Raw genomic sequence first — 26,361 nt, forward strand, 5'->3', positions numbered from 1 at the left:
CCTAAGAATCTCATCCAGATTGTCGCCAGCGTCTCATCCTGATTGCCGCGCTACATGGCGGTGAGTTTTCACGCCAACATATCGCATGGTGGGTCGTGAAGCCGCCTCAGCGATGGCTTCAGCGTCGGCGGCATCATTTTTCTGACGCTTTACAAAAGGCTTGACGTACTGAGGGGCAATAAGGCGCACATCGTGGCCCAGCTTTCCAATTTCCCGACCCCAGTGATGGGCTCCGGCGCAGGCCTCCATTGCAACAAGGCAAGTCGGATGCTCGGCTATGAAAGGCAAGTTTTGCGCGTGATAGCTTTTTTCGAAAGGCGACAGATCCATCAGACGCCTGCTGATCATGGGGGCCAGTGCCGTCGTCTCTTGGGTGAGGCGTGGGAAGATCAATCCAAGCGCTTGGCTCGCCAGCATTATGCACAGAAAGCCACCGATGCTGGCGATCGTAGCGCTAGCGAACAAGATGGCTCGCGTCGCCTGGGCAATTCTAAAGCACGGAGGGTCCTACATGCAGCCAGCCGAGTGAATACCTGTGCAGCAATGAAGGTCTAAGGATCGCATGGCCGAAGAGTTTGAACGGGGCTCGGAGAACCAGATTGAGGATAAGTGCTGGCAGCACGTAAGCCTGAAGTGGACCGAGCTCGCGTAATCCATCTGGCGGGCGGCGGTGCTTCGCCGCAAAAGAAGCCGAACACATGTCCGCACCAAACTTCGACGCCAAAACCCAAAGATTCTTCTTACGCACCCGGAGGCGTCCACACATGTCCTCAAGCATGTGCTAGAGCCTTTCTGCTTATGCCGACTGTCCGGTCGAAATGGGGGGCAGTTCACGATCACAGCAATCGAGAGCGAAGGCAACGCGGACCTTCTCTTTGTTTTCACAGCCGATTTCGAACCCGTCTGAACACCAACGCAGATTGGATTGCTCACGGCGACGCGGCCGTCATGGCGACGGGTGTCAATTGCGCCGGTGTGGCGCTGAAGGAGCATCCCGTGAACCTTCATCACTCGATAGACGCGCTTGGCATTCGGCCATGGACGGTCTTCGTTGCGGGCTTTACGGCGCAGGATCGCGTGAACCCGGCGATATCCGTAGGTCGGCATGTCGTCGATGACCGTCTTGATCTCCTCGTAACTCAGATTTTATTAGAGCCATGGTAAAAGATGACGGTCTGACCGCGCTGCTCTATCCTATGACTTGGCGCCTACAATGGTGGTTAGCATCGGATAGTGATGGTTACCACCGTGGAATTGCGGGAACTTCTCAAAGTCTGCTCTCATTGCATCTCTGGTGGGCGAGTGTAGTGCCTCAGTCAGGGCCTGCTGGTTGTCAAACATAACGCGATTTCGTTGCATGTAGTTGACGCGTTGCCAAGGAAGGAAACTGATCCAGTCGACTCTGGTCATGATTTCGATGCTTCTGATGCCTGGGAAAGTCCGCATGATTGGTGGATGATGGCTAATATAGTGATGCATCCACTGATCCTGATCGACGGCTGGCCCAGGATAATGGACGACGTATGAGCAGTAGAGTCCGTTTTCTTCTGCCTTTAGATCCGGCGCGTCCACCTTATAGTGACGCACATACATGGCTTGCTGCGTGATCCACGTCCCTTTATGCCCGGACAGGATCTCTATTTCCTGCAACTGCTGCAGATAACCGCCTGGCGCTGTTGCCTGCTCTAACTGGGATAGCTCCTCGAAATAGATCTGGATTCCCAGAACCGGCAGATGCTCATCCCGCCCGAACTTATCTTTTGCCTGACCAGGGATGTAGATGTTGGCCGAAGTCGTATCAGGGCAATGCGCGATCAATTGGCGCAGATCGTTCAAGCAATGCGTGCCTGATACGTTTGAACCGGTATCGTTTCCTGCAAAGATCAGAAGCGCAAAACGCATTGACACACCTTTCAATCGCCGCCCGCGCCGCCATGCGGTTGAACGGGCTCATAGCATTGAAGGAGTTTAAGTTAGTGACTTTTACATGACAATTCATATTATGCATATGCATTTATAAATCCTCGCTAAAAGTGGTTCTCACGATGAATGTCACATTGCGCCAAATCCAGGTGTTCCTGGCCGTCGCTGAATTAGGCAGCTTTACAAAAGCCGCGGAGCGTCTGAAGTTGGCCCAGCCTGCGCTTTCACAAAATGTTCGGGAGCTCGAAAATGAACTTGGCCTCAGGCTCTTCGATCGCACCACCCGAAAGGTTGAGTTGACATTGGGCGGGCAGGAATTCCAGAGTTCCGCTCGTCTTATCATGGAGGATCTGGAGCGTGCAGTCAGCAATGCTCACGCCACCTCCGAAAGGCAAAGAGGCAGGCTGATGATAGCCTCTCCACCTTTGCTCGCGGCCGCTATCCTGCCAAAAGCGATTTCGGAATTTCAGGTATGCTACCCGAATATCAAGATAGCGATCATAGATGTGCCGACCCATGAAATCGTCGAGCAGGTCGTTTCAGGTCGAGCCGACTGTGGCCTGGGGACATTTATCCCGGATGAAGTGGGGATAGAAAGGGTTACCTTAGCGAAAGACAATCTGATGGTGTTTTCCGCTCGCATGGGGGATGACGCCGAAAGCGCCGGTTATACATGGGCTCAATTGGCGGGCCGACCCCTGATCACATTGACCCGGCAAAGCGGAATCCGGCACCTTGTCGAGAATGGGTTCGAGCAATGCCAGATAGCCATGGAGCCGACCTTTGAGGTTTCTCAGATCGCCACCGCGCTCGCGTTCGTTGAAGCAAACCTCGGTTTGGCGGTTCTGCCAGCCTGCGCCTCAACGCATGTCCGTAATCGCGATATCTCTGTCAGACCATTGACCGATCCGTGCCTGGGTCGGGAAATTTCGCTCATACATGCGACCGGTCGATCAGTCTCACCATCGGTTCTGGCATTTCAGCCTATTATCCGAAAGGTCGCGCGTGACATGGTCTCCGCAAACTAGTGCAAATGAATTCCTGAGTCATATCGCGACTATATGTCGAACTCGATATAAACTTTAAAATTGATAATCGGGAAAGATGAAAAGGGGGGGACATTCAATAATATCCACCCCTCCGCGTTATTAAATTATGGCTTGTAGAAGCCGCGAATTACCTTGGGCTTATAGTCAACCAAGGCAGGGGTGATCTTGGCGTCGACAAGAAAATTGGCAACCGAGTCATAGCTCTGGAAGTCTGCGTCTGTGAAGTCCCGCATCTTGCATTCGATCTGCTTCAGGAACTCGAGGGTCTGCTCAAGAGGGATTTTTGCTTGTTTTCGCACTGACTCAGCAGCGCGCTGCGGGTCATTCCTGGCGATTTCGCATGCCTCGGCAAGTGCGGTTGTGATCGCCTTGAGTTTTGGCTGGTTGGCATTTATCCATTCGCCGTTTGCCGAAACCCAGAAGTTGTAGACATAACCGACGTCTCCGCTTCTGGCCAAGATCTTGCCGCCTTGCTTTACGGCAACAGATGGAAAGGGTTCGAAAAGCCAGAATGCGTCAATGTCGCCTCTTAGAAGAAGAGCAGACATTTCCGGTGGACCGGCCTTCACGATCTTCAACTTCGACGTATCAAGGCCGTATTTTTTAATTGTCAGATTTGCAAGGTATTCCATCGCGCCGCCGGGGACGACGCCCAATGATTTGATGGCTGTGGGATCATTGATGTCGCCCTTACCGGCCATTTTGAGGAACTGACCGGATTGGTTGACGACGCCAACCGCACTTATATCGCCGCGACCCATTCTGATGATGGTGCTAACTTCCGCGGCCGCCGCCACGTCGACAGTCCCAGCTATGATAGCATCCAGAGCCTCCGGGCCGGAAGCGAAGGTTGTAAATTTGACCTCCACTCCGTTCTTTTCGAATAGCTTTTCCTGATTAGCCACAAAGAATGAGACATAGCCGGGATCCACCCCGACGCCAACTTTAATAGGCTCTGCAAGCACTGGAGCAGCCACGGTGACCGCGCCCACTGCAGTTAGCGCCAGTTGGCGTTTCAGTCCCTGTAGCAGTGTAATAATGGACATTTTGCACCCCTCTTTTATTAGCTTAAACGTCGCGTCAATCACGAGCTGGAGGAGCGCAGTGCGCCTCATCTAGCGCCTCCGGTACCCAGTGCCTCAGCGCCAGACGCGGTATCTGCGCACAACTTCAGGAGTTTTGACAACTACGCATAGCTTATTAATGGATATGAAAAATTTATAACTCGGAATAAATCGGATATGGCCCTGGGCACAACGTACCCCCGCCTTGGCGCAGGCCTATGGAAGATTTGCTCTGGGACCAAACCTTGGACCGCCGGAAGCTGTAGTTTTCCGGCTCTGATCCCGATGGCTAGCTGGTTGCGCCGCCGGGATTATGTAGGGCGATCGGGACGTTATATCCGCGCCGAGTGAGGACGTTCCTCGTTGTAGATCCTATGCAAGCTCGCCGCGGAGCGTGCTAATTTGCCTCCGCTTTTCCAAGGAGGATGATCAGCGCTGCAGGTGTCACCGATTGCTATTTCGCCCTTGAACTCAGCCAGCGAACTTGGCTGATCGGCTACCTTCTGCCTGGCTTGGACAAGGTGCAGACGGTTACGGTTGCCGGCGGTAACGCGGAGGCTCTTCTATCCGCTCTTTTAAGAATTCGAAGCATGACAGGAAATCGCTCTCCGTCAGGATTTTCGGCAGGGCCGCTGCGGGTATGTTTTGAGGCGGGCTATGATGGCTTTTGGCTTGCCCGCTTTCTTCTCAACAGCGGTATCGATACTACCGTTTTGGACCCGTCGAGTTTTTTGGTTTCCCGCCGAGGCCGACGTGTGAAGACAGACCGCATCGATGTTGAAGCGATGGTCTTTACCCTGAAGGCTTATCTGCTCGGAGATAGGTCGGTTTGCCGCCCAGTGCGGCTACCCAGTGTCGATGAAGAGGACGCCAAGCGCCTATCCCGAGAACGTACCCAATTGAAGAAGGAGCGCACACGCCACGTCAATCGGATTCGCGCCTTGTTGATACTTCACGGTATTCGCTCAGTTCCCGGTCTTTGGGGAGGGCGCTGGAAGGAAGCACTCTCGAATATCCGAACTGGTGACGGCAGGGAGCTGGGCCGTTTCATTTTCCATGAGCTTTGCCGCCAGTTCGAACGGCTGGACCTCGTGCATTCGCAACTCAAGGCTCTGGAGAAAGAGTGTATTCAGGCTTGCGCTTCTGAAGAAGATATCAATAGCAGTTCGAAGATCAGGGTTTTAAAGCAACTTGATGGCGTTGGTGAAGTCGGTGCTGCGCACCTGGTAGCCGAAGTGTTTCATCGAACCTTCAAAAATCGGAAGCATCTAGCATCCTATCTCGGGTTGGCCCCCAGCCCTTATGCGAGTGGAGAGGTGCATCGAGATCAAGGCATCAGCAAAGCGGGCAACAAGCAAGCACGCGTGATGCTGATCGAACTGGCCTGGTGTTGGCTCAAGTATCAACCACAAAGCCAGCTGGCGCGATGGTACCGCTCCCGCTTCTCGGGGCAAGGAAGCCGGTCCGGAAAGGTCGGAGTGGTGGCATTGGCTCGCAAACTTGCAATAGCATTCTGGCGGTTCATCGAAGACGGTGTGGTGCCCGAAGGGGCTACTCTATCTGTCGCCGCCAAATAAAGGTTCAACCGCCGACGGGCAGTTGAGAGGGAAGCGTGGCTACCGTGCGTCGAGATGGAAATTACACGCCGAGTTGTAGTTTGGTACCGCGCTTCGAAGCAGACGCTTGGCCACCATGAATCGGGATTATGGTCGGGGGCGATCGCCTCAGCCGGATACAAGTAGAGGCACCAGCGTGCCAGATTACCAAGCGACTGCAAACAATCGATGGAGAGCAAGATTGGGGGGAATGACGATGGATTGACAAAATCCACTTCATACAAGTATCGACGCCACGTGTCCAACTTTTCGCGCGAATCCGCAAGGGTCAGGAACCAACGGGCGTTCAGGCACTCCGATCTCAGCTTACTGTTGAAGGCCTCGATGAAGCCGTTGTCAGTTGGTTTGCCGGGCCGCGAGAAGTCCAGGGTGACGTTGTTGGCATAGGCCCAGAGGTCGAGGTCACGGGAGATGAACTCACTGCCATTGTCCACCCTTATCGTCTTCGGATAACCGGTCTTCCGGCAGATGTTTTCCAAGGTCTGGGCGACATCTTCGCCGCTATAGGTGAAGCGAGCGTCGGCGGCCGGGCAGTAGTGTGAGTGCGTGTCGACCACGGTCAGGATGCGCAGCTTCTTACCGGTCGCGAGCTGGTCGTGGACAAAGTCCATCGCCCAGACGTCGTTCGGCCCGACAGCCTCCTGGCGATCGTCTCTGAGCTTTGCCTCCACCCGGCGCTTGGGATGCTTGTTACGCAGTTGAAGCCCTAACTCGCTGTAAATCCTGCGTGTCTTCTTCATATTGATCTTCCAGCCATCTCGGCGCAAATGCACATGAACGCGGCGGTAGCCATACCGCACGCGTGTCTCGCAAATCTCCTTGATGCGCCGTTCGAGTGGGGCCTGTCCGGTACGGCGGGACTTGTAGTGGTAGGTCGACGTATCGAACTTCAGAACCTTGCAGGCCCTTCGGATCGAAATGCCCCAATCCACCAACATTCCGTCGATCAGCTTGCGCTTCCGGACAGGCCTCAGAGCTAATGGGATGGTCCGCCCTGTCTCCCGAGAGCATAGTGGGGATGGGCAAAGGAGGGCCCTGATTATGAATCGTAACCAACCACAGGAGTGCGCCGTCTTTGGAGTAGATATTGGAAAGAACCTCTTCCATGTCGTGGGCCTTGATTGCTCGGGCGCGATCGTTCAGCGCGTCAAGTTCCGACGTGAGACTTTGTTGCAGTTTTTCGAACGGGCTCACCGGACGCTTGTTGGAATGGAAGCCTGTCCGGGATCGCAATGGCTCGCGCGCAAACTGTAGACGATGGGTCATTCCGTCCGCATTATCCCTGCGCAATTCGTGAAGCCCTATGTGAAGTCGAACAAGAATGACATCATCGATGCCGCGGCAATCGTCGAGGCTGCAACGCGACCGACAATGCGTTTTGTTGGTGTCAAGCAAGCGGATCAGGTTGACCTTCAAATGCTGCACCGGGTTCGTAGCCGACTGGTATCGGCCCGGACGAACCTGATTTGCCAAATGCGCGCCTATTGCCTCGAGCATGGTGTCGCGATGCGACAGGGAGCTGGCGTATTCAAGGTCGACATTTGCCGGGTTATGGATGACCTTGACAATGATCTGACACCTATGGCGCGATCTGTTCTACGAGATCTGCATGATGATTTCCGCCGGCTCGAAGCCCGGATCAAACAGGTCTCCGACGACATTGAGAAGATCGCCGATACCGACGAGCGTGCAAGACGCCTTATGACAATTCCGGGGATCGGGCCGCTTGGCGCAACCGCCATTCTTTCCGCGATCGGTGATCCCGCACGCTTTTCCAAAGCCCGGGACGTTGCGGCCTGGCTGGGCCTGGTGCCTCGACAATATTCCACCGGAGGGAAGCAGGACCTCCTGGGTATCAGCAAACGCGGCAACAATTATCTTCGTCGTTTGATCATTCATGGAGCACGGTCATGCATGCTGCATCTAGATCGCGGCAAGGATCGTCTTGGCGTCTGGATCGACACTCCGTAAATCCTGGACGAAAGCGGGCTTCGTGCCCGAAGAAGCTATTTGGAAACAGAATGTGCGGATCTCATCAGGGCCTGGCTGCAACAGCAGTCCACTCGCGAGAGGCCGGATACATTTACGCAAACTGCTATCGCCGGAACCTAAAATCCTTGCAATGACAGGGCGGACCATACGTTTCGGCGGATTACGTCCTGCAGCATCTCCCGGTCCAGCGTCAGGTCTGCCACGATCTTCTTGAGCCTGGAATTCTCATCTTCCAGAGCCTTTAATCGACGCATCTCATCGGGCAGCAGACCCGCATACTTTTTGCGCCAATTGAAATAGGTCGCCTGGCTGATCCCCGCCTTGCGGCAAATCTCCGCCACAGGCACGCCGTCGTCGCCTTGCTTCAAAATAAACGCCTTCTGCGCGTCCGAGAACTTCGCTGCCTTCATAGTTCCGCTCCTTTTCCCAGCCGAGAAGTTAACGCGGAAAACTCCAGTTATGAACGGTCCAGTTTTTGGGGATCAGAGCAGATTTCAATCTTTGGGCGATCATTACGTCTGATATATGCGTAACTATTATAGATTTATATCATGAGCGTTCTTGTGACTTAAACGAAAACTTGCTCTTTTTCAAACCGCCGTTTGCTGATGCAGAAGGATTTGAAAAAGCAGCTCGCCCTTCATCAGCCTTAACTAGGGTCTTTAGGCAAGTGGCGGCAACGCTGCGCGCAGCCGTGCCTGCTAAAAGTAAACAACAGGGGAACGAAGGGATCGCTATGCAGTCCGGAATCGCCGTAACACTCAACAATGTCTCCATCCAAATTGGGGACTTTGAAATCGCGAGCAATATCAACTTGTCTATCGAGCCTGGTGAGTTTCTATGTTTGTTGGGGCCTTCGGGTTGCGGCAAGTCTACTCTCCTCAATGCTATCGCAGGATTTGCGTCTGTCGCGGGAGATGTGCTGGTTGGGAGAACCAGCGTCACGCGCCCCGGGACCGATAGAGGAGTGGTTTTCCAAAGCTCAGAGGCACTGTTTCCCTGGCTCACCGTTCGGGAAAATGTGGAGTATGGCGCGCGTATTCGCGGGATCGATAAAGCCAAGCGCAGCGAAATCGCCGACGAGTACATAAAGATGGTGGGCCTGAGCCACGCAGCGGACAAATATCCCGGCGAGCTTTCAGGAGGAATGCGACAGCGCACACAAATCGCGCGTGTGCTTGCCAATGAGCCGTCGGTTATTCTGATGGACGAACCGTTCGGGGCTCTTGATGCCCAGACCCGTGAGGTTCTTCAAGGAGAACTTGCCAAGATATCTCGAAAGACAGGTGCTACGATCGTGTTTGTTACACACGATATCAGCGAGGCCATTATTCTCGCTGACAAAATCGTGACAATGACAGCGGGACCGAGCGCAAAAATAAAGACAGTTATGGAAGTGGATTTGCCGACGCCGCGCGATCTCGATCATCCGCGAGCGGTCGAACTCATGCGCGTTCTCAGGAACGACATTGCGGTTGAAGTCAATCGGACTTTGATTGCGCAGGGCCTCATCTCTGAGGGACAAGCAGTATGACATCGAATTCAATCAAACAAGGTTCCAACAAGGAAGTCTTGGGTACTGAAAACTGGCAGTACGTCAAAAAGCGCATCTCCGGCATCATGCTGACACTTTGCTCCATCCTCGGTGGTCTGACAATCTGGCAGTTAGCCAGTACTCAGGTATCACCGTTGTTTCTTCCCTCGCCAATGACAACGTTTCATGGCTTTTACGAGTTGTATGAAGACGGAACGCTGGTTACGTCCGTCATAGCCTCGAGTCTGAGAATTTTCACGGGATGGCTGGCCGGCGTTACGATTGGAATACCATTGGGGATGGGTATGGGATATTTCCCACTTATCCGTCGTCTTCTGGATCCCTACATCGAATTTTTCCGCTTTGTCCCTCCGATCGCGTTCGTGACGTTGGCTGTCATCTGGCTCGGCCCCGGTGAGGCATCGAAAGTCGCGCTTATCTTTTATACCACAGTCTTCATCGTCACCTTGAACACGCTTGCCGGTACGCTTGCAGTTCCAGATCTGCGTATCAAAGCCTCTCAGTCACTGGGTGCCAACCCCCTGCAAGCTTTGTTGACCGTGATTGTCCCTTCAACCGTCCCGTATATGGTGACTGGTGCAAGGATCGCGATGGGTAACTCCTTCCTGACCATTGTTTCTGCCGAAATTGTAGCGGCACAGGAAGGACTTGGTGCACTCATATGGAACGCGCGCAACTTCGGTAGAACCGAATGGGTGTTCGCCGGCATTTTGACGCTGGGCTTGCTCGGCTTCCTCTTTGACCGCGTCTTACAGTTCGTCGTGCGAAGAGTGTTGAAAAAATACAATATTTCAATGTGATGTGCTGCCCTGCTTCAATATTGAAGCGGGGCTGTATACCTTCCATTCTGGGGTAGCTTGACACCGTCCACTGGTTTTCATCGTGCTGGCGGTCAGAAGAAGCCTTTCAACCTCTGATAGAATTCATCGAGCTAATGGCAATGCGCTAAGATAACGGCATAAACTAAAGCCTTTTCATTTGGCTTTCGGAGCATTTACACGATCTGTACGAGAAATTACTGATATGTTGGACCGCATTGTTGACTACAAGCGAGCAGAAGTCAAAAAGGCCAGGATGAACGTTTCCCTGTCTGAGCTAAAAGCTCGCGCGAAGGATAGAGAGAATCCGCGTGATTTTTGTCGCGCTCTGCAAATAAAAAAAGAGATAGGCGAGATAGGATTGATTGCCGAGATTAAAAAGGCCAGTCCGTCTAAAGGAATTATCCGTCACGATTTCAATCCGTCCGAGTTAGCAAAGGCATATGAAGCTGGGGGTGCAACTTGCATCTCTGTGCTGACAGACATACCAAGCTTCTGTGGCTCGCCAGATTATCTCGCAGCTGCCCGCTCATCGTGTTCTTTGCCAGTGTTATGCAAAGATTTTATTGTTGACCCGTACCAAGTGTATCAGGCGCGAGATTGGAATGCGGATTGCATTCTACTTATCGCCTGCATTTTGACTGATCAAGAGATGTTAAAAATGCATGAAATCTCGCAGTATCTCGGCATGGACGTGCTTATCGAAGTACATAACGAGGGAGATCTTACGCGAGCATTGAAAATTGAACCGGCAATCATCGGCATCAACAACCGTGATCTAGCAACATTTGAAGTTTCCCTCGACACAACCGTGCGCCTTGGTCCCTCGGTTCCCGCCGATCGAATGCTTGTAAGCGAAAGTGGTATCCATAGTCATGACGATTGCATTACGCTCATGAAGTCGGGCGCAAACGCTTTTTTGGTAGGTGAAAGCTTGGTCAGACAGCCTGATGTACATACGGCGACCAAAAAAATGTTGATGGGGCGGTAATTTCCCACTGTTGGTATATCTTAGGCGCTGAAGCTCTCCTACGGCGTGAGTTTAGATGGCGGTGTATGTTTCGGATGATTGAATTGACCTTGCCCTCTGACCTGCCACGGTTAATTTCCTCCAGAATTGGTTAGAGTCCGGCCCATTGAGGACGGACGCATGAAGAAGCAGAGATTTACGGAAGAGCAGATTATCGGGGGTGCTGCGTGAGCAGGAGGCTGGCGCGAAAGCGGCTGACCTGTGCCCAAGCATGGGATTTCCGAGGCGACTTTTTATAACTGGAAAGCCACATACGGGGCATGGAGGTCTCCGAGGCGAAGCGGCTAAAGGTGCTTGAGGAGGAGAACGCCAAGCTGAAGAAGCTGCTGGCCGAGCAAATGCTGGATGTTGCCGCGCTTCGCGAGCTCTTTCAAAAAATGGTAGGGCCTGCCGCCAAGCGTGATGCCGTCGCGCACCTGAAGGCCGTCATGGCTCTTTCGGAACAGCGGGCCTGCCAGATCATATTCGCTGACCGCAAGATGGTCCGCTACCGATCTTGCCGACCGCCGGAGGTCGCACTGCGGACGAAGCTGCGCGATCTCGCCAACGAGTGGCGACGTCGGCTACCGACGGCTGTTCATTTTGCTTCAGCGTGATTGAGAGCCACCAGGCGTCAATCGCGTCAATCGGCTGTATCGCGAGGAGGGTCTTTCCGTTCGTAAACGGACGGCGCGGCGACGTGCGGTGGTGCGCCGATCCGGGTGGAGGCGAAGGCCAATGCGCGATGGTCAGTGGATTTCGTCCATGATCAGTTCGCCTGCGCCAGGCGCTTCCGCGTGCTTAACATTGTCGACGACGTCACGCGCAAATGCCTGGCGGCCATCCCGGACACGTCGATCTCCGGCCGTCGTGTTGCTCGCGAACTGACGAAACTGATCGAACGGCGCGGCAAACCCGGAATGATCGTCTCGGACAACGTCCTAAGTGCGGAAGAAAATGGGCTTGGCAGGAAAAGTTTCTTTGTTCGTCAGCATGCTCACGCTGCATGACGCTCGTCAAGTCACATCGTCGAACCAGGCGGCTTCCACTGGCAAGGGAAAAGGTTGTCAATACCGCGTGAATTTTCCCCAGAAGTGCCGAAGTAAAATTCCCCACTTATGCCGACGTGGATGCCAGGGAGAACTGAGGATTTTTCGGCGGCCGTCCGCGCGGCTTTTGAGGTGGAGTGAATGCCGGCGGAGCAATGAGGGCTTTGGAGCGCACATGCTCTGGCATCAGTTCGGCATGCTGGCGCAATCGGTAACTGGATCCCTCTATTTGCACGACGACGGCGTGATGAAGCAGTCTGTCGAGAAGTGCGGTGGCGACAACTGGATCGCCGAAGACGTCGCCCCATTCAGCGAAGCCGCGGTTTGATGTCAGGATCATCGCACCTCGCTCATATCGGGCGTTCACGAGTTGGAAGAACAGATTGCCGCCACCCTGGACGACCGGTAAATATCCAATCTCATCGACGATGAGCAGGCTTGGCCTACAGAAGAAGCGAATGCGCTCCTGAAGCCGACCTTCCCGTTCGGAACGGGCCAGCGAACCGATGAGGTCAGCAAGGTTCGTGAAGTACACGCTCTTTCCAGCTTTGACGGCTTCGACGCCGAGCGCCGTGGCAAGATGACTCTTGCCGGTTCCAGGTGGACCGAGGAAATGAACGGCCTCGTGTCGATCGACGAAGCCAAGCTGCGCCAGGGTGAATATGCGATCTCGGTCGAGGGAAGGTTGGAAAGTGAAGTCGAAACCGGCAAGGGTTTTGATCGTCGCCAACCTGCCCATTCTTAAGGCGGTCTTGATCCGGCTGTTCTCGCGCAGGGTCAGTTCCTCTGACAGCAGGATATCGATAGCCTCGAGGGCAGATAGCTCACCGTGCTCGAGGCGGCGCACGACATGGTCGAGTGCTTCCAATGCGCGCGGCATCTTCAGACCGACGAGATCATGGCGAATACGGTCGATCATGGATGGAATGGAATCGAGGGCCGCGCTCATGGGCGGCTCTCCCGTGCCAGGACTTTACCGACGGCGTCATAGAAGGCGAGCGACCGCTGCAGCACGGTGTCGCCGGCAGGCTTGACTACAAGGGATTCGTCGCGTGTCCTTTGCCTGTGTTGCGACATCGTCGATCGTCGATGGTCGGGATGGACTCGGCGCTGTTTGCGGCCCTCCAGCACAAGATGAGCGGCGATCAGTGTGCCGTTCTCGAAGATGCGGACTTCGTCGGCGAGAGAGTGGACCTCAACCACGCGACTGCGTGTGGCATCTGGAACGCTGTAGGTGTTGCCGCCGACGCTGACCATGCCTTCCCGCGATACACGGCGCTCCAGCTTCAGAACGGATTTGAACGGTGCCAAGGGTAGCGGCCGCAGATACGGCCGCTCCTCGGAGAAGGCTTCGTTGACGACACGCTGGGTCGTCGCGTGCTTCCTTGGATTGGCAACGGTGTCGAGCCAGTGCCGGAGCTGGGCGTTCATGTCGTCGAGATTGCGGAACGAACGAGCAAGGAAGAAGTCTTCGCGGATATACCGAAACGGCCGCTCGACCTTGCCTTTTGTCTTGGCTCGGTAGGCTTTGCACGCCTTAGGATGGAATCCATAATGGCGGGCCAGGTCGATGAGAGCACGGTTGTAGATGATGCCCTCCGTCTGACCTTCGCCGATAACGGCAGTCTTCATCCGGTCGTAGAGCACCTCCCGCGGCGCACCACCAATCGCCTCGAAAGCGGCGATGTGGCAACGTAGTACGGTCGGCAGGTTCTGATGCATGACGAAGCGTGCCCAGATGAGGCGGCTGTGCCCCAACACCATCGAGAACAACCAGACGATCCTTGGTGTCGTTGGTTCGTCGGTGAAAACGACATGGAACTGGGCGAAATCAACTTGGGCCTGTTCGCCTGGCGGCGTCTCGAAGCGAACTTCGAAACCTGGATTTACAGGAGGTCGCACGTCACGAAGAAAGTCCGTGACGGCGGTGTAACCGCCGGCATAACCTCGATCCCGGAGTTCTCGGAGTAATCGACTGCCAGTGAGGCCGGGATAGGTCTTCACCCGCTCCCGCAGGTATGAAGCGAACGGATCGATAACCGTCGCGCGAGGCTTTCTCGGTCCATAAGCCGGGACCTCGAGGCCCCGCTCTATGTATTTGCGCACCGTCTTGCGATCGATGCCAGTTTCTCTGGAAATAGCTGACACTGTCAGGCCCTGCTGATGCAGATCCAGGATCATGATCGTCTCCCTCAGCTTGATCACCAATATCCCCCTTCCGACCATCGGAAGGAGTATTGACGATGACGCGCCGCTGGTCTTCCGGGGCGCGCCCCGGAAAACCAGCGGACGCAGCACCTGGGGAAGATTCAAACGGCACTATTGGGGAGTATTGCTCCGGTACTGACAAAGGTATCGTCCATAGCAAACACAGGGTCCATCATTTTGGCCCTCACCGTCCTTAACACGAGCTTCTGTTCCAGGTGGAAGACCCAAGCATTGTCTACACGGTCATTCGAAGGATGCCCTCACGGCTCTAACTGACAGAAGTTCTTCCACCTGGTCCCCGCCCTTCAACGAAGGGCCGGTAATCTGAACCGCTTTTGACGACGGCGTGTACGACACGCGCCATCTTGGCGGTAATAGCGGTTATTGCCTTGCGGCGGAGATCGGGATTGTCACGATCTCTCGCGATGTAGCGTTCGAATTTATGTCGGAAGCCGTTCTCACGCTGGCGGATGGCAACTTGCCCAGCAATCCACAGGGTTCGTCGCAGCCGCGCGTTGCCGAATTTGGAAAGTCGGGTCTGGCCGCGATACTGGCCCGATTGCTGTGTCGACAGATCCAGCCCGCAGAATTTGAGAAACTGACGGTGATGATGAAAGCAGCGCAGGTCCCCAGCCTCCGCAATGATCGTTAGCGCATTGATCGGACCGATCCCAGGAATCTGCCGCAGGATCTGATAATCACGGCTGTTTCGCAGCAAATCATCGGCCTGTGCTTCGATCTCGTTGCGTTGGCGGATCAGGCTGCGGGCTTCGGCGACAACCATCCGAAACACATTTAGCCTCTTTGGCCGCTGTCGCAGAGAAATGCCCTGCTGCCGGTTTCTTGGACACCGAGTTAAGGTGTTTCCAATGAAACTGGGAGCGTATGAATGCTCCGAAGGAAGTTCAGCCGTGAGTACAAGCTTGAGGCTGTGAGATTGGTTCGAGAGCGTGGGGTCGGCGTTGCGCAGGCATCCCGCCATCTGGATGTCCAGGAGAGTGTGTTGCGCAAGTGGGTCAGGGACTTGCCCTTCATGCTTGCGCTCCTTGTCCCGGCCCCGAAGTTTTCGCGGAAAACTCCTGCTATAAACGGTCCACCTTTTTTGGGCGTTCCGAGCATACCCGCCAACGGACTTATGCGCCGTAGCCAAACTTCGATGCAAAAACCTGCTTCATCAAAAACGTACAGTTTAGGGCGCGATCACAACTTTACCATGATTTAGTCCGTTTGCGAGACGTTCGAAGCCAAGGTGTGCGTCCCCGAAACAATATCGTTCCACAGGCAATCGGATTGCGCCATCTGTCACCAAAGTTGTCAGCGCATCGATCACCTGCTTTGCTTTCGTTTCGTGAAAAAGCATTGATACAGGCAAGAGTGCCACGCTGCTCAGGAACCAGTTAGGCAGATCAAGCAGCAGTTGCTTCCCGGCGGTATAGCCCAAAAGCGCTGCCCTGCCGCCGGTCTTTATCCAGCTTATACGCTCTGCCAAGCGCTCTCCTGCGACTGTATCGACCAACAGTGTCGCTGAACAGCTTTTGGCCAACTCCTCGATCCGCCTGGTGTTTGATAAAGAGATCACCTCTGTAGCCGGAGGAACCAACGCCACATTCGCATCCTTCGAAACGATCGCGATGACATGGGCACCGGCTCTCATCGCAAGTTGAACGACAACCGAACCAACTGCGCCGGAAGCGCCCGTGACAATCACAATTTCTTCGGCTGGGCTTCGCGGCCCGAACTGCCAGTTGCCAAGACGTGCAATGTCATGAAGTGTGATCTGGGACGTCGTAAGCGGGCTGTAGATCGTCGCTGCAAGCTCAGCCGGAAGCTGTGCTGGAACCTCGCGAACAGCCTCGTCTGGCACTGCTACATACTCTGCCCAGGTGCCGCTCCTGAGCATCCCAAGCCCTCCGCCTCTCAAGGCAACACGATCACCTTTACGGAAGCGGTCTGACTTAATGACAATCCCTGCACCATCGGTACCTCCGACATAAGGCAGCGAAGGTCGAATATTGAAGTTTCCACTCATTATGGTCAAATCTAGGTGACCGATTGCTGCGGCCTCCACTTTGACAAGGGTTTCGCCGCTCTTAATGGCCGGGATCGGTATCCGGTCCAATGTCGGGATATCCCCAAAGCTGTGGAGGCGCAAGGCCGTCATCATTCCGTTTGTGCTCAAACCGTTGCGCATTTCATAGCCCTTAACGACTGCTGATTTAGCTTTATCCTTTAAGCTAAACCGCATCCCCTTCGGGATTGATGGGTTTCCGGATATAAATTCATACAGAAAATATGAATTGTCATGCTTGCCATTTTGGGGTCCGATCGGGCATCGTTTGATCAAGGTTCAAGGGGTAATTATGAAACCTTCGAAGATTCTTTATGAGGCAAAGGTTAAGGCTATCGGCGGTCGCGACGGTCGCGCGGAGAGTGAGGATGGCTCATTCCGCATGCCTCTCAGCGTGCCAACGGGTCTGGGTGGTCCAGGCGGAGCCGGAAGCAACCCGGAACAGCTTTTTGCCGCAGGTTATGCAGCTTGCTTTCTCGGCGCGGTAAAGCTGGTCTCCCGCACCCGCAAAATTCCGCTCTCGGACGACACGTCTGTATCAGCGGTGGTTGGCATTGGTCCGATTGATACCGGCTACATCCTGACCGTCGAACTGATTGTGGAACTGCCTGGCATTGAGCCTTCCGCGGCGCAAGAGATTGTCGCGGGTGCACATGAGCGCTGCCCTTACTCGAACGCAACGCGCGGGAACATCGACGTTCAGTTCACCATCATCTAGAGCATTGGAATCCCGTAATGGTCAAGGAAGTGCGATCTGCATATGATGGTGTTGTCCTCGCGGCACCCGTCACAGTTCCGTACGCGCGATACTCGATCGAAAGTACAGCTTGGTGGATTGGCAGAGCACTTTCTGAACTTGTCGCAACTTCAGGCATTTCACACCGCCATTTCGACGGATTTTCTCTCTCCAGTTTCTCAACCGCACCCGATACAGCGATAGGGCTGACGCAGCACTTTGGCCTCAGCCCCCGCTACATTGAATTTGTTCCGATGGGTGGCGCTTCCGCCATTGTCTCGCTGAAAAAAGCCGCCCGCGCTGTCCAGTACGGCGATGCAGATATCGTTGCCTGCGTTGGGGCCGATACAAATCACATTCACTCGTTTCGGCGATCTCTGGAAAACTTTTCGCGGTTTTCTCAGGACGCCGTGTATCCCTACGGAACTGGTGGCCCCAATGCGAGCTTCGCCCTCATTGCATCGAGTTATATGCGAAAATATGGGGCAACGCGTGAGCATTTCGGGAAACTAGCCGTCTCTCAGCGGGACAATGCGTTAAAAAATCCAAATGCTCTGATGAAAAAGCCGCTGACACTGGATGCCTATATGTCTGCGCCAGCGATCACGCCGCCAATCCACCTCTTCGATTGTGTGATGCCTTGCGCCGGGGCCGAGGCCTTCCTGGTGATGCGCGAAGAGACGGCTCGCGCCCAAGGTCTGCCCTTTGCTCGCTTGCTGGCGGCAATCGAACGACATAACGCAGCGACCGGAGATACTGTTCAGGAGCGCGGCGGTTGGGTGGTCGATGTGAAGGAACTGTATTCTATGGCGGGTATGGTCCCTTCGCAGATAGATCTCGTCCAGACTTATGACGACTATCCTGTGATCTCAATGATGCAGTTCGAGGATCTGGGCTTTTGCGCCAAAGGCGAAGGTCCTTCCTTCGTCGACCACCATGATTTCACAATCAACGGTTCTTTTCCGCACAATACATCAGGGGGGCAGCTGTCAGTTGGTCAGGCCGGAGCTGCTGGAGGTCATCTTGGAGTCGTGGAATCGATCAGGCAGGTCATGGGTGTCGCAGCAGGGCGCCAGGTCGGCGGTGCCCGTCTGGCACTGGCGGCTGGATTTGGCATGATCAACTACGATCGCGGGCTATCGTCGGCGGCCGCGATCATTGCTGGAGACCATTGATGAGCGATTTTGGATCAAAACACAGGCGCAACAATCCGCTGGAACGGATGCCGGTCGCGCTGCTCCCGCCTGCACAGAGAAGCCGCAAGGCACATGACCTTACCAGGGCGGCCGCGCAAGGTCGCTTCGCACTGCATCGTTGCAGCAAATGCAGTACGTTTGCTTATCCAGCACCCGAAGCATGCCGCGAATGCTTATCCAGCGATTTCGATTTCGTGGATGTAGTGCCGACCGGCACCTTGCTTTCCAACACCAGCATTCTCAAGCCTGCGGATAATTTCTTCCGTGAACGGGCTCCATGGCCAATCGGTCTGGTCAAGCTTGATTGCGGACCGATAGTGCTTTGTCACCTGCATTCACTGTGCGTTGAGGAAATGGGCGTCGCTCTCTTTCTCAAGCTGGATAAGGCTGGTCAGGCCGTGTTGTACGCCGCACCCGCCGGCAGGGTCGATCTCGCAAGCGATAGAGAGTGGAAGGAAATGACAGCCAGTCCCGAGAAGCGTCGCATCTTGATTACCGATGGCCGTAATCCCGTCACGACGTCACTGGTGAGAAGACTGATAGCGGCTCAGGCTGAAACCGTTTTTGTGGGGGTCAGCGATATTTGGAGGCCGCATCCCGACCTGGTGAAACTGGCGGAGGCCGATAAAGTTGTTCTTCTACCGCTCGATATGAGCGATGAGAAGTCAGTTGCGAATATGGTACGTGACTACGGTGGCAAGATCGAGATTGTGGTCAACACATCCGAACATATTCGACCGGGCGGTCTGCTCGCCCCGAATGAACTCACCAATATGCGGGAAGCGATGGAGGCCATGGTTTTCGGGCCGATGCGTCTGTCGAGAGCAGTCGTACCTGCCATGAAGTCGCGTGGGGCCGATGGTGCCGGTAATGCGGTCGCCTGGGTCAACCTCCTTTCGGTCTTTGGGCAGGCACCGGTTCCTGATCTACCCTCTTACTCGGTCGCCCAAGCGGCTGCCTTTGCGCTCGCGCAGCACATCAGAGGCGAATTGATGCAGAGTGGCATCCGCGTGATCAACATCATTGGCGGCCCTACCGAGAACGATTGGTATCAGACGGTTCCACAGCCGAAGCTTGGCTTTGAGGCTGTGGCTAACGCAGTCGTGCAAGCGCTTCAGCAAGGTTTGGAAGAGGTACACGTAGGCGAATTCGCCAAGGATATTTCTCAGCGCATAGAGCGCAACGCCAAGGCGGTGGAACGCGAGCTCTTTGCACATAAATAAGGGAACAAGGAATGACGAAAAATGCTCTTTCACTGCTCGCTGAGGAATTGGCTTCGGGCAAAACCCAGATCATCGATCTTACACAGACACTATCGCCTGACTTTCCAACCATCATACTGCCCTCGGAGTTTGGACAAGCATCTCCGGTGCGCATTGAGTGTATTTCCAAATATGATGCGGCTGGTCCGGCGTGGTACTGGAACAACATAACATTCAGTGAACATACCGGAACTCATTTCGACGCACCGATTCATTGGTATACGGGCAAGGATCTTCCTCTCAATTCTGTCGATACACTGCCTGTGCGGGACATGATCGCGCCAGTGTGCGTCATCGATTGCTCGACCGAAGCTGCAGCGGATAGTGACTTCCTGATGTCTCGGTCGACCGTTCTGGATTGGGAAGACAGATATGGGAAAATCACGCCCGGCAGCTGGGTCTTCATGCGCACAGATTGGTCCAAACGCGTGGGCGCGCAATACGCCAATCTGAGAGAAGATGGCGCACATACGCCCGGCCCTGATGCTGATGTGGTTCAGTGGCTTGTGAGCGAACGAGGCATGCTCGGTTTCGGTACCGAGACGATTGGGACAGATGCGGGGCAGGCAGGGCATTTTGATCCACCTTATCCGGCCCACCATTTCTTGCATGGAGGTGGGAGATACGGCCTTCAGTGCCTTTGCAACCTCGATCTTCTTCCACCGACCGGAGCTGTCATAATCTCGGCTCCCCTCAAAATCCAGAACGGTTCGGGCAGTCCGCTGAGAGTGCTTGCTCTCGTTCCTGCCAATTGATCAAACGACAACAAACCGGAACAAATCCATGCGCATCTTCTGGCAAAGCTTCATCGATGAGACCTCGAGCAAAGAATATCTTGAGAGGCTGAACTCCTATCTCAACGGAATCGCCGATTCCGGTACGACTGTAGAGGTGTTCGGTATGAGCCCCCCCGACAGGGCGTTTGGTCGGCTATCCGAGTTTCGTTGCGCTGCCTTGGCGATTGACAACGGTATCTCGGCGGAAGAGGCTGGCTATGACGCTATCGTTATGGGTCATTTTCAAGATCCAGGCCTCTATGAACTTCGGTCCGCGGTTTCTGTGCCGGTCATCGGCACTGGCGAGGTGACAATGCACTTCGCCGCCCAACTTGGGCGAAATATTGCTCTCATCTCCATCGATGAAGTCTACCGGGTCTGGTTCCAGGAGCAAAGCGATCTTTACGGCTTGCGCCAGCGTGTCACTCATATTGGCGGGCTGAACGCAGTTCCGTCAGACTTTTCTTCGGCCTTCGCAGGCGATCTGGAAGCGAAGGCTCGAATGATTGATGCTTTTTGTACAATCGCAGAGCCGATGGTCCAGTCAGGTGCTGACGTCGTTGTGCCTGCAGGCGTTCTGCCGGGGCTGCTATTGGGAGGCGAATACGGCCTTCATGTCGGCAAGGCTCCAGTCGTGAACTGTGCAGCTGTAGCGCTGAAGAGTGCAGAAATGCATGTCAGATTAAAAAGGTTAAACGGCCTTGAGCCAAGTCGTGGAGCCTCTTTCGCGAAGGCTGAAACGCAGGCCGTCGAGGATTTCCGCGACCTCATGGCAAATGGACGCAAACATCGTCCAAAACTTGCTCAGAGATAGCCGCAAGATACCTCCCGACGTTTGCAAACCATGGTCACGGCAACGGAAAGACTGGTCTCTTAACGGGTCGGCATGTTCTGTTCTCATGCGAAAAGAGACCGGTTGGGCGGACTGTTCCGCCCAGTCAACTTAGGAAGTATTACGCGCCTAGTATAAGGCTATATATTAGATATGGTTATATATTTATCGCATTAATCTAGATTGTTATCGCTCACGAAGAAGGGCATCCAATGCATAAGAGGTTAGGAGACCTTTTAAACCCTAATCGGAGAAATCAGCGACAATGACAACAAATTCCGATGTTAAACTGTTTATTGGCGGTGCGTGGAAGGCAACCGGAGCGACCTTCCCTATCGTGAATCCGGCGAACGAAACCGTCATTGGTTCCGTGGCGGTCGCCAGCACAAACGATCTTGAAGAGGCTGTTGCGGCCGCCGCCGAAGGCTTTCGGGTTTGGAGCAAGACCTCTCCGTGGCGTCGCAGCGAGATCATCATGAAAGCAGCGGCGCTGCTTCGTGCGCGGACTGAAGAGATTGCGCGTTCGATCGCGCTGGAGAACGGGAAGCCAATCAAGGAGGCCCGGCTTGAGGTTGGGCGGGGCGCGGAATTTTTTGAGTGGGATGCTGGCGAAGCAGTTCGATGCTACGGTCGTGTTATTCCGAGCGCGCCCGGAATCCGCTACATCGTTCTCCATGAGCCGATTGGTACCGTGGCGGCATTCTCTCCCTGGAATTTTCCGATGAGTCAGCCGGCGCGCAAGATTGCCGGTGCCATTGCTGCGGGCTGTTCAATTATCATGAAGGCATCGGAAGAAACGCCTACGGGCGTCGTCCACATTGCAAAGGCATTCGAAGAGGCCGGGCTGCCACCGGGCGTGCTCAATCTCGTATTCGGTAACCCCTCCCACATCTCCGATTTCCTTATTCCTGCGGAACAGGTACGAATGGTGGCCTTCACAGGCTCTACCAGCGTCGGAAAGCACCTGACCTCTCTCGCCGGGCGTCATATGAAGCCTGCCCTGATGGAGCTGGGTGGCCATGCTCCTGTTGTGGTTTGCGAGGATGCGGATCCCTTCGCGGCTGGCGTCAAGTGCGCAAGCCGCAAATATCGCAATTCTGGACAGGTTTGCACGTCTCCGACCCGCTTCTTTGTTCACGAGGATCTCTATCATCGCTTCGTTGAAGCGTTTTGCGACAAGGCGAGATCGATCATCGTCGGTGATGGACTGAATGAGTCCACACAGATGGGGCCGGTCGCGAATGATCGCCGTCTTGAGGCACTGCAGAACCTCGTTGGCAATGCGACGTCAAAGGGGGCCAGATTGTTGTGCGGGGGCTCTCGCCTTCAAAACCAAGGCTATTTCTTCCCGCCTACGGCGCTGGCAGAAGTGCCGGACGATGCAGACGCAATGCATGAAGAACCTTTCGGACCGCTCGCCATTATCAATCCGGTGCGATCGATCGATGAGGCAATCGCGAAGGCAAACTCGTTGCCGATTGGGCTTGCTGCATATGGCTTTACTCGCTCTGCCGCGAACGTCGAGCGTTTGATGAGCGGAATTGAAGCCGGCAACGTCTCCATCAATACCCTAGAGGCTTCTCGTGCAGAAACGCCGTTCGGCGGTGTAAAAGACAGCGGTCTGGGTCGTGAAGGCGGCGCTGAGGGGATTCTGCACTACATGACTGTGAAGAACGTGTCTCATCTTGTTGAGTAGCTGCTCCTGCAGGCGCCTGATCTGATTGTTGGGGTGCTGGGTAGTCGCGACCAGGACCCCAACCCTGAAGCTCCCAACACTTCCGCTGTCGGGAAGCTACTATTTCTTCTAATCTTGGCGATGTTGGCATGTGGGTCAACATTCATAGTCAGGTGAACTGGACTTATTCAGTAATATGATTATTCATATAAATCAAAATCCGGTAAGGTCGAAAGACTATAAGCGAACAGGATTTTAGAGATCGTTTCCTGGTTGTGTCCGTCATTGCTCCCGTGCAGCGTTGGGCTTGGGCATCAGTGACGCAAACCCGACTGCAACGATTGTCGATGATCAGAACTCGGACTTGAAAGCAGAAGCGAACGAGAGGACGCTCACAATGAAAATTGGTGAAGCAATTGGAATTGCACTTACACAACTTGGCGTGCGTCGGGTCTTTGGGGTCGTTGGAAGTGGCAATTTCCACCTGACGAACGGACTGGTGGGCGGCGGTGCCGAATTTGTTGCGGCCCGGCATGAGGGCGGTGCAGCAACGATGGCCGATTCCTACGCGAGGATGAGCGGTGAAGTTGGCATCGTATCGGTTCATCAGGGCTGCGGCCTCACGAACGCGATCACCGGTATTGGTGAAGCGGCGAAAAGCCGCACTCCGCTTCTGATTTTGAGCGGAGAAGTGCTGGATCCCGCGTCCAATTTCTACATTGATCAGGACAGCCTCGCTCGTTCCGTTGGTGCGGTTTCACTGCGCGCACGCTCTGGACTGACTGCGCTGACGGATCTGCGAAATGCCTATGCTCTCGCGCTTCGAGATCGTCGGACGGTTCTCTTCAATGTCCCATTGGACGTACAGGACGAGATCTGCCCGGCGGGGGCGCTTCAGGCTGTAAAGCCGGTACCAAGTCTGGCAAATGCCGGCGCGGCTCCCGAAGCTGTGGCTGAATTGGTAGAAATGCTGAAAAAAGCGCGTCGTCCTGTCTTCATTGCCGGCCGCGGCTCTCGCGGGGCTGCAGCGCGTGATGCGCTTCAGCAACTCGCTGATCTTGTCGGAGCATTGGTTGCCGAAGGGGCCGTCGCGAAGGGACTTTTCCGCGATTATCCCTGGTCGATTGGCGTATCCGGCGGGTTCTCGTCACCATTGACCGTGGAACTCATACAGAACGCGGACCTCGTTGTGGGCTGGGGAACAACGCTCAATAAGTGGACAACCAGACACGGCAGCATCATCAATAGAGAGGCAGCACTTGTTCAGGTTGATCTTGAAGCTCGTGAGCTCGCAAAAAACCGGCCAGTCTCGCTGGGTGTGGTCGGAGACGTTGCTGTCACCGCCTATGCTTCGATAGATCTGCTGAAGAAAGATGCTTATAGGTCAGAGGGATACCGCTCGACGGAGATTGGTGAGCGCATCAAGAGTTCTATTCTTTGGCGCGATGTATCCTATTCGGATGAAAGCACATCGACCAAGGTTGATCCGCGTACCTTGTCTATCCGACTGGATGACATAGCGCCGAAAAAACGCGTGGTTGGCGTTGATTCAGGCAACTTCCTCGGCTATCCAAGCATGTACTTGAGCGTCCCCGATGAAAACTGCTTCTCATTCACTCAGGCATTCCAGTGCGTGGGACTTGGGTTGGCAACTGCTATCGGCGCGGCACTTGCCAAGCCCGATCACTTTCCCATTGCGGGATGCGGTGATGGTGGGTTCCTGATGGGGATTTCAGAGCTCGAAACGGCCGTGCGTCTGAAACTGGGCATGCTGATTGTCGTCTATAATGACAATGCCTATGGCGCAGAGGTCTACCATTTCGGACCGCACGGTTATCCTGTGGATACGGTTACGTTCCCCGATGTCGATATAGCCTCGATTGCAAAAGGCTATGGTGCGGATGGTATTACCGTTCGGACACCTGCGGATCTTGAACTGGTAGCCGACGCTGTCTCGCAAGGTCTGGTACGGCCGCTTGTCGTCGACGCCAAGGTGATTGGCAAAAGTTCATGGTGGCTCGAGGAGGCCATGAAGGAACACTGATTATCAGTCGAATATCTATGCTCCCAGAGGCTGATGAATGCCTCTGGGAGGCATCGTAAAGTTAACTGCCGAGAATCAAGAGCGTGACGCCCGCCGCATACACCGTTCATGCCCGAGCGATCTTCGCCCACAGGTTCATCGCCACCGCGCGCAGTTCGCGATGATGCTTGGAGGGGATATCGTGGCGCGGGATGTGGAAGAGGTTGGCAATCGGCTCATGGATGGAAACGAAACGTTGCAGATGTTGCTTTGACTTGAAACGGGCCTGTCGCAAATTTTCTCAGTTAACGAGCTGTTGACCATCGGCGGGGAAATTGCCGCTCCCATGTGAAGGAGCTGCCGATGATTCTGAATGCCATTGCCGAGAAGCTGAAGCGCCAGTCGAAGGATGATTTCAAAGGGCGACATTTCGAGGCGTGGTTGATCGTGCAGGCGGTCGCCTGGTATCTTCGCTATCCGCTGAGCTACCGTGACCTTGAGGAGATGTTTCGGGAGCGCGGTCGAAGTGGACCACAGCACGATCAACCGTTGGGTCCTTGCCTATGCGCCTGTCATCGAGAAGCGGCTGCGGCAGTTTCGGCGCCCGCATTGTGGTTCGGCCCGTATCGACGAGACCTACGTCAAAATCCGTGGCAAGTGGCGCTATCTATACCGCGCTATCGACAAGCACGGAAATCCCATCGACTTCCTGCTCACCGCGAAGCGCGACCTTGATGCCGCCAAGCGCTTCTTCCGCAAGATGCTCAAGGACGAGCCGCTTCTCTCGCCGGAAAAGATCGGCACCGACGGCGCCAATACTTTCCCTTCAACGATCAAGGCGGCCGTCGATGACGGGCACCTTCGTCCGAATCCGGTTCACTATGTAACCAAGCATCTCCAGCAGGGCATTGAGAGCGACCATTTTCGCGTGAAGAAGAACATGCCGAAGATCGGCGGCTTCCGATCTTTCAGGACGGCGCGTCGAACGATCTCGGGGTTCGAAGCCATGCTTTGGCTGAAGAAGGGCTTCGGCTTTTCCGGCGACTGGACCGTCAACGATCAGAACGACCTGCTCGCGCGCCTCTTTGGACTTCAAAAGGTTAACAAAGCGTGAACGGCACTCCATTCAAGGGCAAACTGTGGGCCGAACCCAATTTTGCGACAAGCCCGTTGGTAAGCTTCTTTTCCGCCGCCGGGTTCGCCCGGCGGCGGCCTTTCCCGAGGGGGCCCTGGTTCTGATCCCTTCAACAGCTTTCATTGAACTCAGTTGGTCGGCTTCCGGCCCTAAGCGGACGCGGGGTTCGCAATTCCTGAAAGGAAATTTCGATTTGCCAACGCTTTTACAGTAAGCGCTCATTTCCACGCACCTTCACTGGCTGAAGGGATTGGTGCAAAGGGTGTCCACCGACTGAAAGGGTGGACACCGATGGAATTACGGCAGCGAATGGAGACAAACGTAAGCGCGATTTTCGATGCGCCTAGACGGCCTCTTCAGGCGTAATCGCGCACG

Annotated in this window: 17 protein-coding genes and 10 pseudogenes; 16 read left to right on the plus strand and 11 right to left on the minus strand. The window is 54.8% G+C overall.

Features of this window, described 5'->3' with window-relative positions:
* Positions 1-63: 63 nt before the first annotated feature.
* The 3 genes and pseudogenes from AC5SEO_RS25945 to AC5SEO_RS25955 form a co-directional block, all read right to left on the minus strand.
* Positions 64-394, minus strand: a pseudogene (locus tag AC5SEO_RS25945) (hypothetical protein); the annotation flags it as partial.
* Between the two features lie 435 nt (positions 395-829).
* A pseudogene (locus AC5SEO_RS25950) lies at positions 830-1,134 on the minus strand (IS3 family transposase); the annotation flags it as partial.
* Between the two features lie 60 nt (positions 1,135-1,194).
* Entirely contained in the window at positions 1,195-1,902 is a 708-nt protein-coding gene (locus tag AC5SEO_RS25955) for an EthD family reductase (protein WP_025591013.1), read from the minus strand.
* A gap of 143 nt (positions 1,903-2,045) precedes the next feature.
* Here AC5SEO_RS25955 and AC5SEO_RS25960 point away from each other — a divergent pair, with 143 nt between their 5' ends.
* Positions 2,046-2,951, plus strand: coding sequence for a LysR family transcriptional regulator (locus AC5SEO_RS25960; RefSeq protein ID WP_025591015.1), 906 nt, complete (start codon positions 2,046-2,048; stop codon positions 2,949-2,951).
* A gap of 125 nt (positions 2,952-3,076) precedes the next feature.
* Here the strand turns inward: AC5SEO_RS25960 and AC5SEO_RS25965 are convergent, their stop codons facing one another.
* Positions 3,077-4,018 carry an ABC transporter substrate-binding protein gene (locus AC5SEO_RS25965; RefSeq protein ID WP_025591017.1) on the minus strand — a complete coding sequence of 314 codons (942 nt, stop codon included), beginning with the start codon at positions 4,016-4,018 and terminating at the stop codon, positions 3,077-3,079.
* Between the two features lie 446 nt (positions 4,019-4,464).
* On the opposite strand from AC5SEO_RS25965, the gene AC5SEO_RS25970 reads away from it, so the two are divergent.
* Entirely contained in the window at positions 4,465-5,613 is a 1,149-nt protein-coding gene (locus tag AC5SEO_RS25970; protein WP_112155689.1) for an IS110 family RNA-guided transposase, read from the plus strand.
* Between the two features lie 254 nt (positions 5,614-5,867).
* Here AC5SEO_RS25970 and AC5SEO_RS25975 read toward each other — a convergent pair.
* Positions 5,868-6,629, minus strand: a pseudogene (locus tag AC5SEO_RS25975) (IS3 family transposase); the annotation flags it as partial.
* A 64-nt stretch (positions 6,630-6,693) separates the two neighbouring features.
* Between AC5SEO_RS25975 and AC5SEO_RS25980 the strand changes: the two are divergent.
* Positions 6,694-7,614 (plus strand): annotated as a pseudogene (locus AC5SEO_RS25980) (IS110 family RNA-guided transposase); the annotation flags it as partial.
* A 182-nt stretch (positions 7,615-7,796) separates the two neighbouring features.
* Here AC5SEO_RS25980 and AC5SEO_RS25985 read toward each other — a convergent pair.
* Positions 7,797-8,054: pseudogene (locus tag AC5SEO_RS25985) on the minus strand (transposase); the annotation flags it as partial.
* A gap of 65 nt (positions 8,055-8,119) precedes the next feature.
* Between AC5SEO_RS25985 and AC5SEO_RS25990 the strand changes: the two are divergent.
* The 4 genes and pseudogenes from AC5SEO_RS25990 to AC5SEO_RS26005 form a co-directional block, all read left to right on the plus strand.
* Complete coding sequence (locus tag AC5SEO_RS25990; protein WP_025591022.1) at positions 8,120-9,178, plus strand: ABC transporter ATP-binding protein; 1,059 nt, start codon at positions 8,120-8,122, stop codon at positions 9,176-9,178.
* Positions 9,175-9,999 (plus strand): ABC transporter permease, encoded by an 825-nt coding sequence (locus AC5SEO_RS25995; protein ID WP_025591023.1) that lies wholly within the window; start codon positions 9,175-9,177, stop codon positions 9,997-9,999. The genes AC5SEO_RS25990 and AC5SEO_RS25995 overlap by 4 nt, the downstream gene beginning before the upstream one ends.
* Positions 10,000-10,222: 223 nt before the next feature.
* Positions 10,223-11,008: an indole-3-glycerol phosphate synthase TrpC gene (trpC, locus tag AC5SEO_RS26000; RefSeq protein WP_029658627.1), complete on the plus strand. Its 786-nt coding sequence runs from the start codon at positions 10,223-10,225 to the stop codon at positions 11,006-11,008.
* Between the two features lie 159 nt (positions 11,009-11,167).
* Positions 11,168-11,991, plus strand: a pseudogene (locus AC5SEO_RS26005) (transposase); the annotation flags it as partial.
* Between the two features lie 151 nt (positions 11,992-12,142).
* On the opposite strand, the gene istB reads toward AC5SEO_RS26005, so the two are convergent.
* From istB to AC5SEO_RS26020, 3 genes and pseudogenes are all read right to left on the minus strand, one after another.
* Entirely contained in the window at positions 12,143-13,024 is an 882-nt protein-coding gene (istB, locus tag AC5SEO_RS26010; protein WP_025591029.1) for an IS21-like element ISRel3 family helper ATPase IstB, read from the minus strand.
* Positions 13,021-14,280 (minus strand): IS21 family transposase, encoded by a 1,260-nt coding sequence (gene istA, locus AC5SEO_RS26015; protein WP_112155688.1) that lies wholly within the window; start codon positions 14,278-14,280, stop codon positions 13,021-13,023. The genes istB and istA overlap by 4 nt, the downstream gene beginning before the upstream one ends.
* A 246-nt stretch (positions 14,281-14,526) precedes the next feature.
* A pseudogene (locus tag AC5SEO_RS26020) lies at positions 14,527-15,082 on the minus strand (transposase); the annotation flags it as partial.
* Positions 15,083-15,172: 90 nt separating this feature from the next.
* Here AC5SEO_RS26020 and AC5SEO_RS26025 point away from each other — a divergent pair.
* A pseudogene (locus AC5SEO_RS26025) lies at positions 15,173-15,307 on the plus strand (transposase); the annotation flags it as partial.
* Positions 15,308-15,472: 165 nt separating this feature from the next.
* Here AC5SEO_RS26025 and AC5SEO_RS26030 read toward each other — a convergent pair.
* Entirely contained in the window at positions 15,473-16,627 is a 1,155-nt protein-coding gene (locus AC5SEO_RS26030; protein WP_162633035.1) for a quinone oxidoreductase family protein, read from the minus strand.
* Between the two features lie 16 nt (positions 16,628-16,643).
* On the opposite strand from AC5SEO_RS26030, the gene AC5SEO_RS26035 reads away from it, so the two are divergent.
* The 7 genes from AC5SEO_RS26035 to AC5SEO_RS26065 all read left to right on the plus strand — a co-directional run bounded on the left by AC5SEO_RS26035 (position 16,644) and on the right by AC5SEO_RS26065 (position 24,872).
* A complete protein-coding gene (locus tag AC5SEO_RS26035) occupies positions 16,644-17,069 on the plus strand; it encodes an organic hydroperoxide resistance protein (protein WP_025591037.1) in 426 nt (141 codons plus the stop codon).
* Between the two features lie 17 nt (positions 17,070-17,086).
* A complete protein-coding gene (locus AC5SEO_RS26040; protein WP_112155682.1) occupies positions 17,087-18,262 on the plus strand; it encodes a thiolase family protein in 1,176 nt (391 codons plus the stop codon).
* A complete protein-coding gene (locus tag AC5SEO_RS26045; RefSeq protein ID WP_025591041.1) occupies positions 18,262-19,506 on the plus strand; it encodes an SDR family NAD(P)-dependent oxidoreductase in 1,245 nt (414 codons plus the stop codon). The genes AC5SEO_RS26040 and AC5SEO_RS26045 overlap by 1 nt, the downstream gene beginning before the upstream one ends.
* An 11-nt stretch (positions 19,507-19,517) precedes the next feature.
* Positions 19,518-20,300: a cyclase family protein gene (locus AC5SEO_RS26050; protein ID WP_111783348.1), complete on the plus strand. Its 783-nt coding sequence runs from the start codon at positions 19,518-19,520 to the stop codon at positions 20,298-20,300.
* Positions 20,301-20,328: 28 nt separating this feature from the next.
* Entirely contained in the window at positions 20,329-21,135 is an 807-nt protein-coding gene (locus AC5SEO_RS26055; protein WP_025591045.1) for an aspartate/glutamate racemase family protein, read from the plus strand.
* 283 nt (positions 21,136-21,418) lie between these two features.
* Positions 21,419-22,849 carry an NAD-dependent succinate-semialdehyde dehydrogenase gene (locus AC5SEO_RS26060; RefSeq protein WP_025591048.1) on the plus strand — a complete coding sequence of 477 codons (1,431 nt, stop codon included), beginning with the start codon at positions 21,419-21,421 and terminating at the stop codon, positions 22,847-22,849.
* A gap of 376 nt (positions 22,850-23,225) precedes the next feature.
* Positions 23,226-24,872, plus strand: a complete 1,647-nt coding sequence (locus tag AC5SEO_RS26065; protein ID WP_025591049.1) for a thiamine pyrophosphate-binding protein — start codon at positions 23,226-23,228, stop codon at positions 24,870-24,872.
* 106 nt (positions 24,873-24,978) lie between these two features.
* Here AC5SEO_RS26065 and AC5SEO_RS26070 read toward each other — a convergent pair.
* A pseudogene (locus AC5SEO_RS26070) lies at positions 24,979-25,134 on the minus strand (IS6 family transposase); the annotation flags it as partial.
* A gap of 80 nt (positions 25,135-25,214) precedes the next feature.
* Here AC5SEO_RS26070 and AC5SEO_RS26075 point away from each other — a divergent pair.
* A pseudogene (locus AC5SEO_RS26075) lies at positions 25,215-25,965 on the plus strand (IS6 family transposase).
* Positions 25,966-26,361: the final 396 nt, after the last annotated feature.

The sequence above is a fragment of the Agrobacterium sp. K11 genome, assembly GCF_059429395.1.

Bases quoted from the DNA above. Each gene is read 5' to 3' on its own strand.
- AC5SEO_RS26035 (WP_025591037.1), top strand. From the start codon at position 16,644: ATGAAACCTTCGAAGATTCTTTATGAGGCAAAGGTTAAGGCTATCGGC.
- AC5SEO_RS26045 (WP_025591041.1), top strand. From the start codon at position 18,262: ATGAGCGATTTTGGATCAAAACACAGGCGCAACAATCCGCTGGAACGG.
- AC5SEO_RS25995 (WP_025591023.1), top strand. From the start codon at position 9,175: ATGACATCGAATTCAATCAAACAAGGTTCCAACAAGGAAGTCTTGGGT.
- trpC (WP_029658627.1), top strand. From the start codon at position 10,223: ATGTTGGACCGCATTGTTGACTACAAGCGAGCAGAAGTCAAAAAGGCC.
- AC5SEO_RS25955 (WP_025591013.1), bottom strand. From the start codon at position 1,902: ATGCGTTTTGCGCTTCTGATCTTTGCAGGAAACGATACCGGTTCAAAC.
- AC5SEO_RS26060 (WP_025591048.1), top strand. From the start codon at position 21,419: ATGACAACAAATTCCGATGTTAAACTGTTTATTGGCGGTGCGTGGAAG.
- istB (WP_025591029.1), bottom strand. From the start codon at position 13,024: ATGAGCGCGGCCCTCGATTCCATTCCATCCATGATCGACCGTATTCGC.
- AC5SEO_RS26055 (WP_025591045.1), top strand. From the start codon at position 20,329: ATGCGCATCTTCTGGCAAAGCTTCATCGATGAGACCTCGAGCAAAGAA.
- AC5SEO_RS26040 (WP_112155682.1), top strand. From the start codon at position 17,087: ATGGTCAAGGAAGTGCGATCTGCATATGATGGTGTTGTCCTCGCGGCA.
- AC5SEO_RS26065 (WP_025591049.1), top strand. From the start codon at position 23,226: ATGAAAATTGGTGAAGCAATTGGAATTGCACTTACACAACTTGGCGTG.
- AC5SEO_RS26050 (WP_111783348.1), top strand. From the start codon at position 19,518: ATGACGAAAAATGCTCTTTCACTGCTCGCTGAGGAATTGGCTTCGGGC.
- AC5SEO_RS25960 (WP_025591015.1), top strand. From the start codon at position 2,046: ATGAATGTCACATTGCGCCAAATCCAGGTGTTCCTGGCCGTCGCTGAA.
- AC5SEO_RS25965 (WP_025591017.1), bottom strand. From the start codon at position 4,018: ATGTCCATTATTACACTGCTACAGGGACTGAAACGCCAACTGGCGCTA.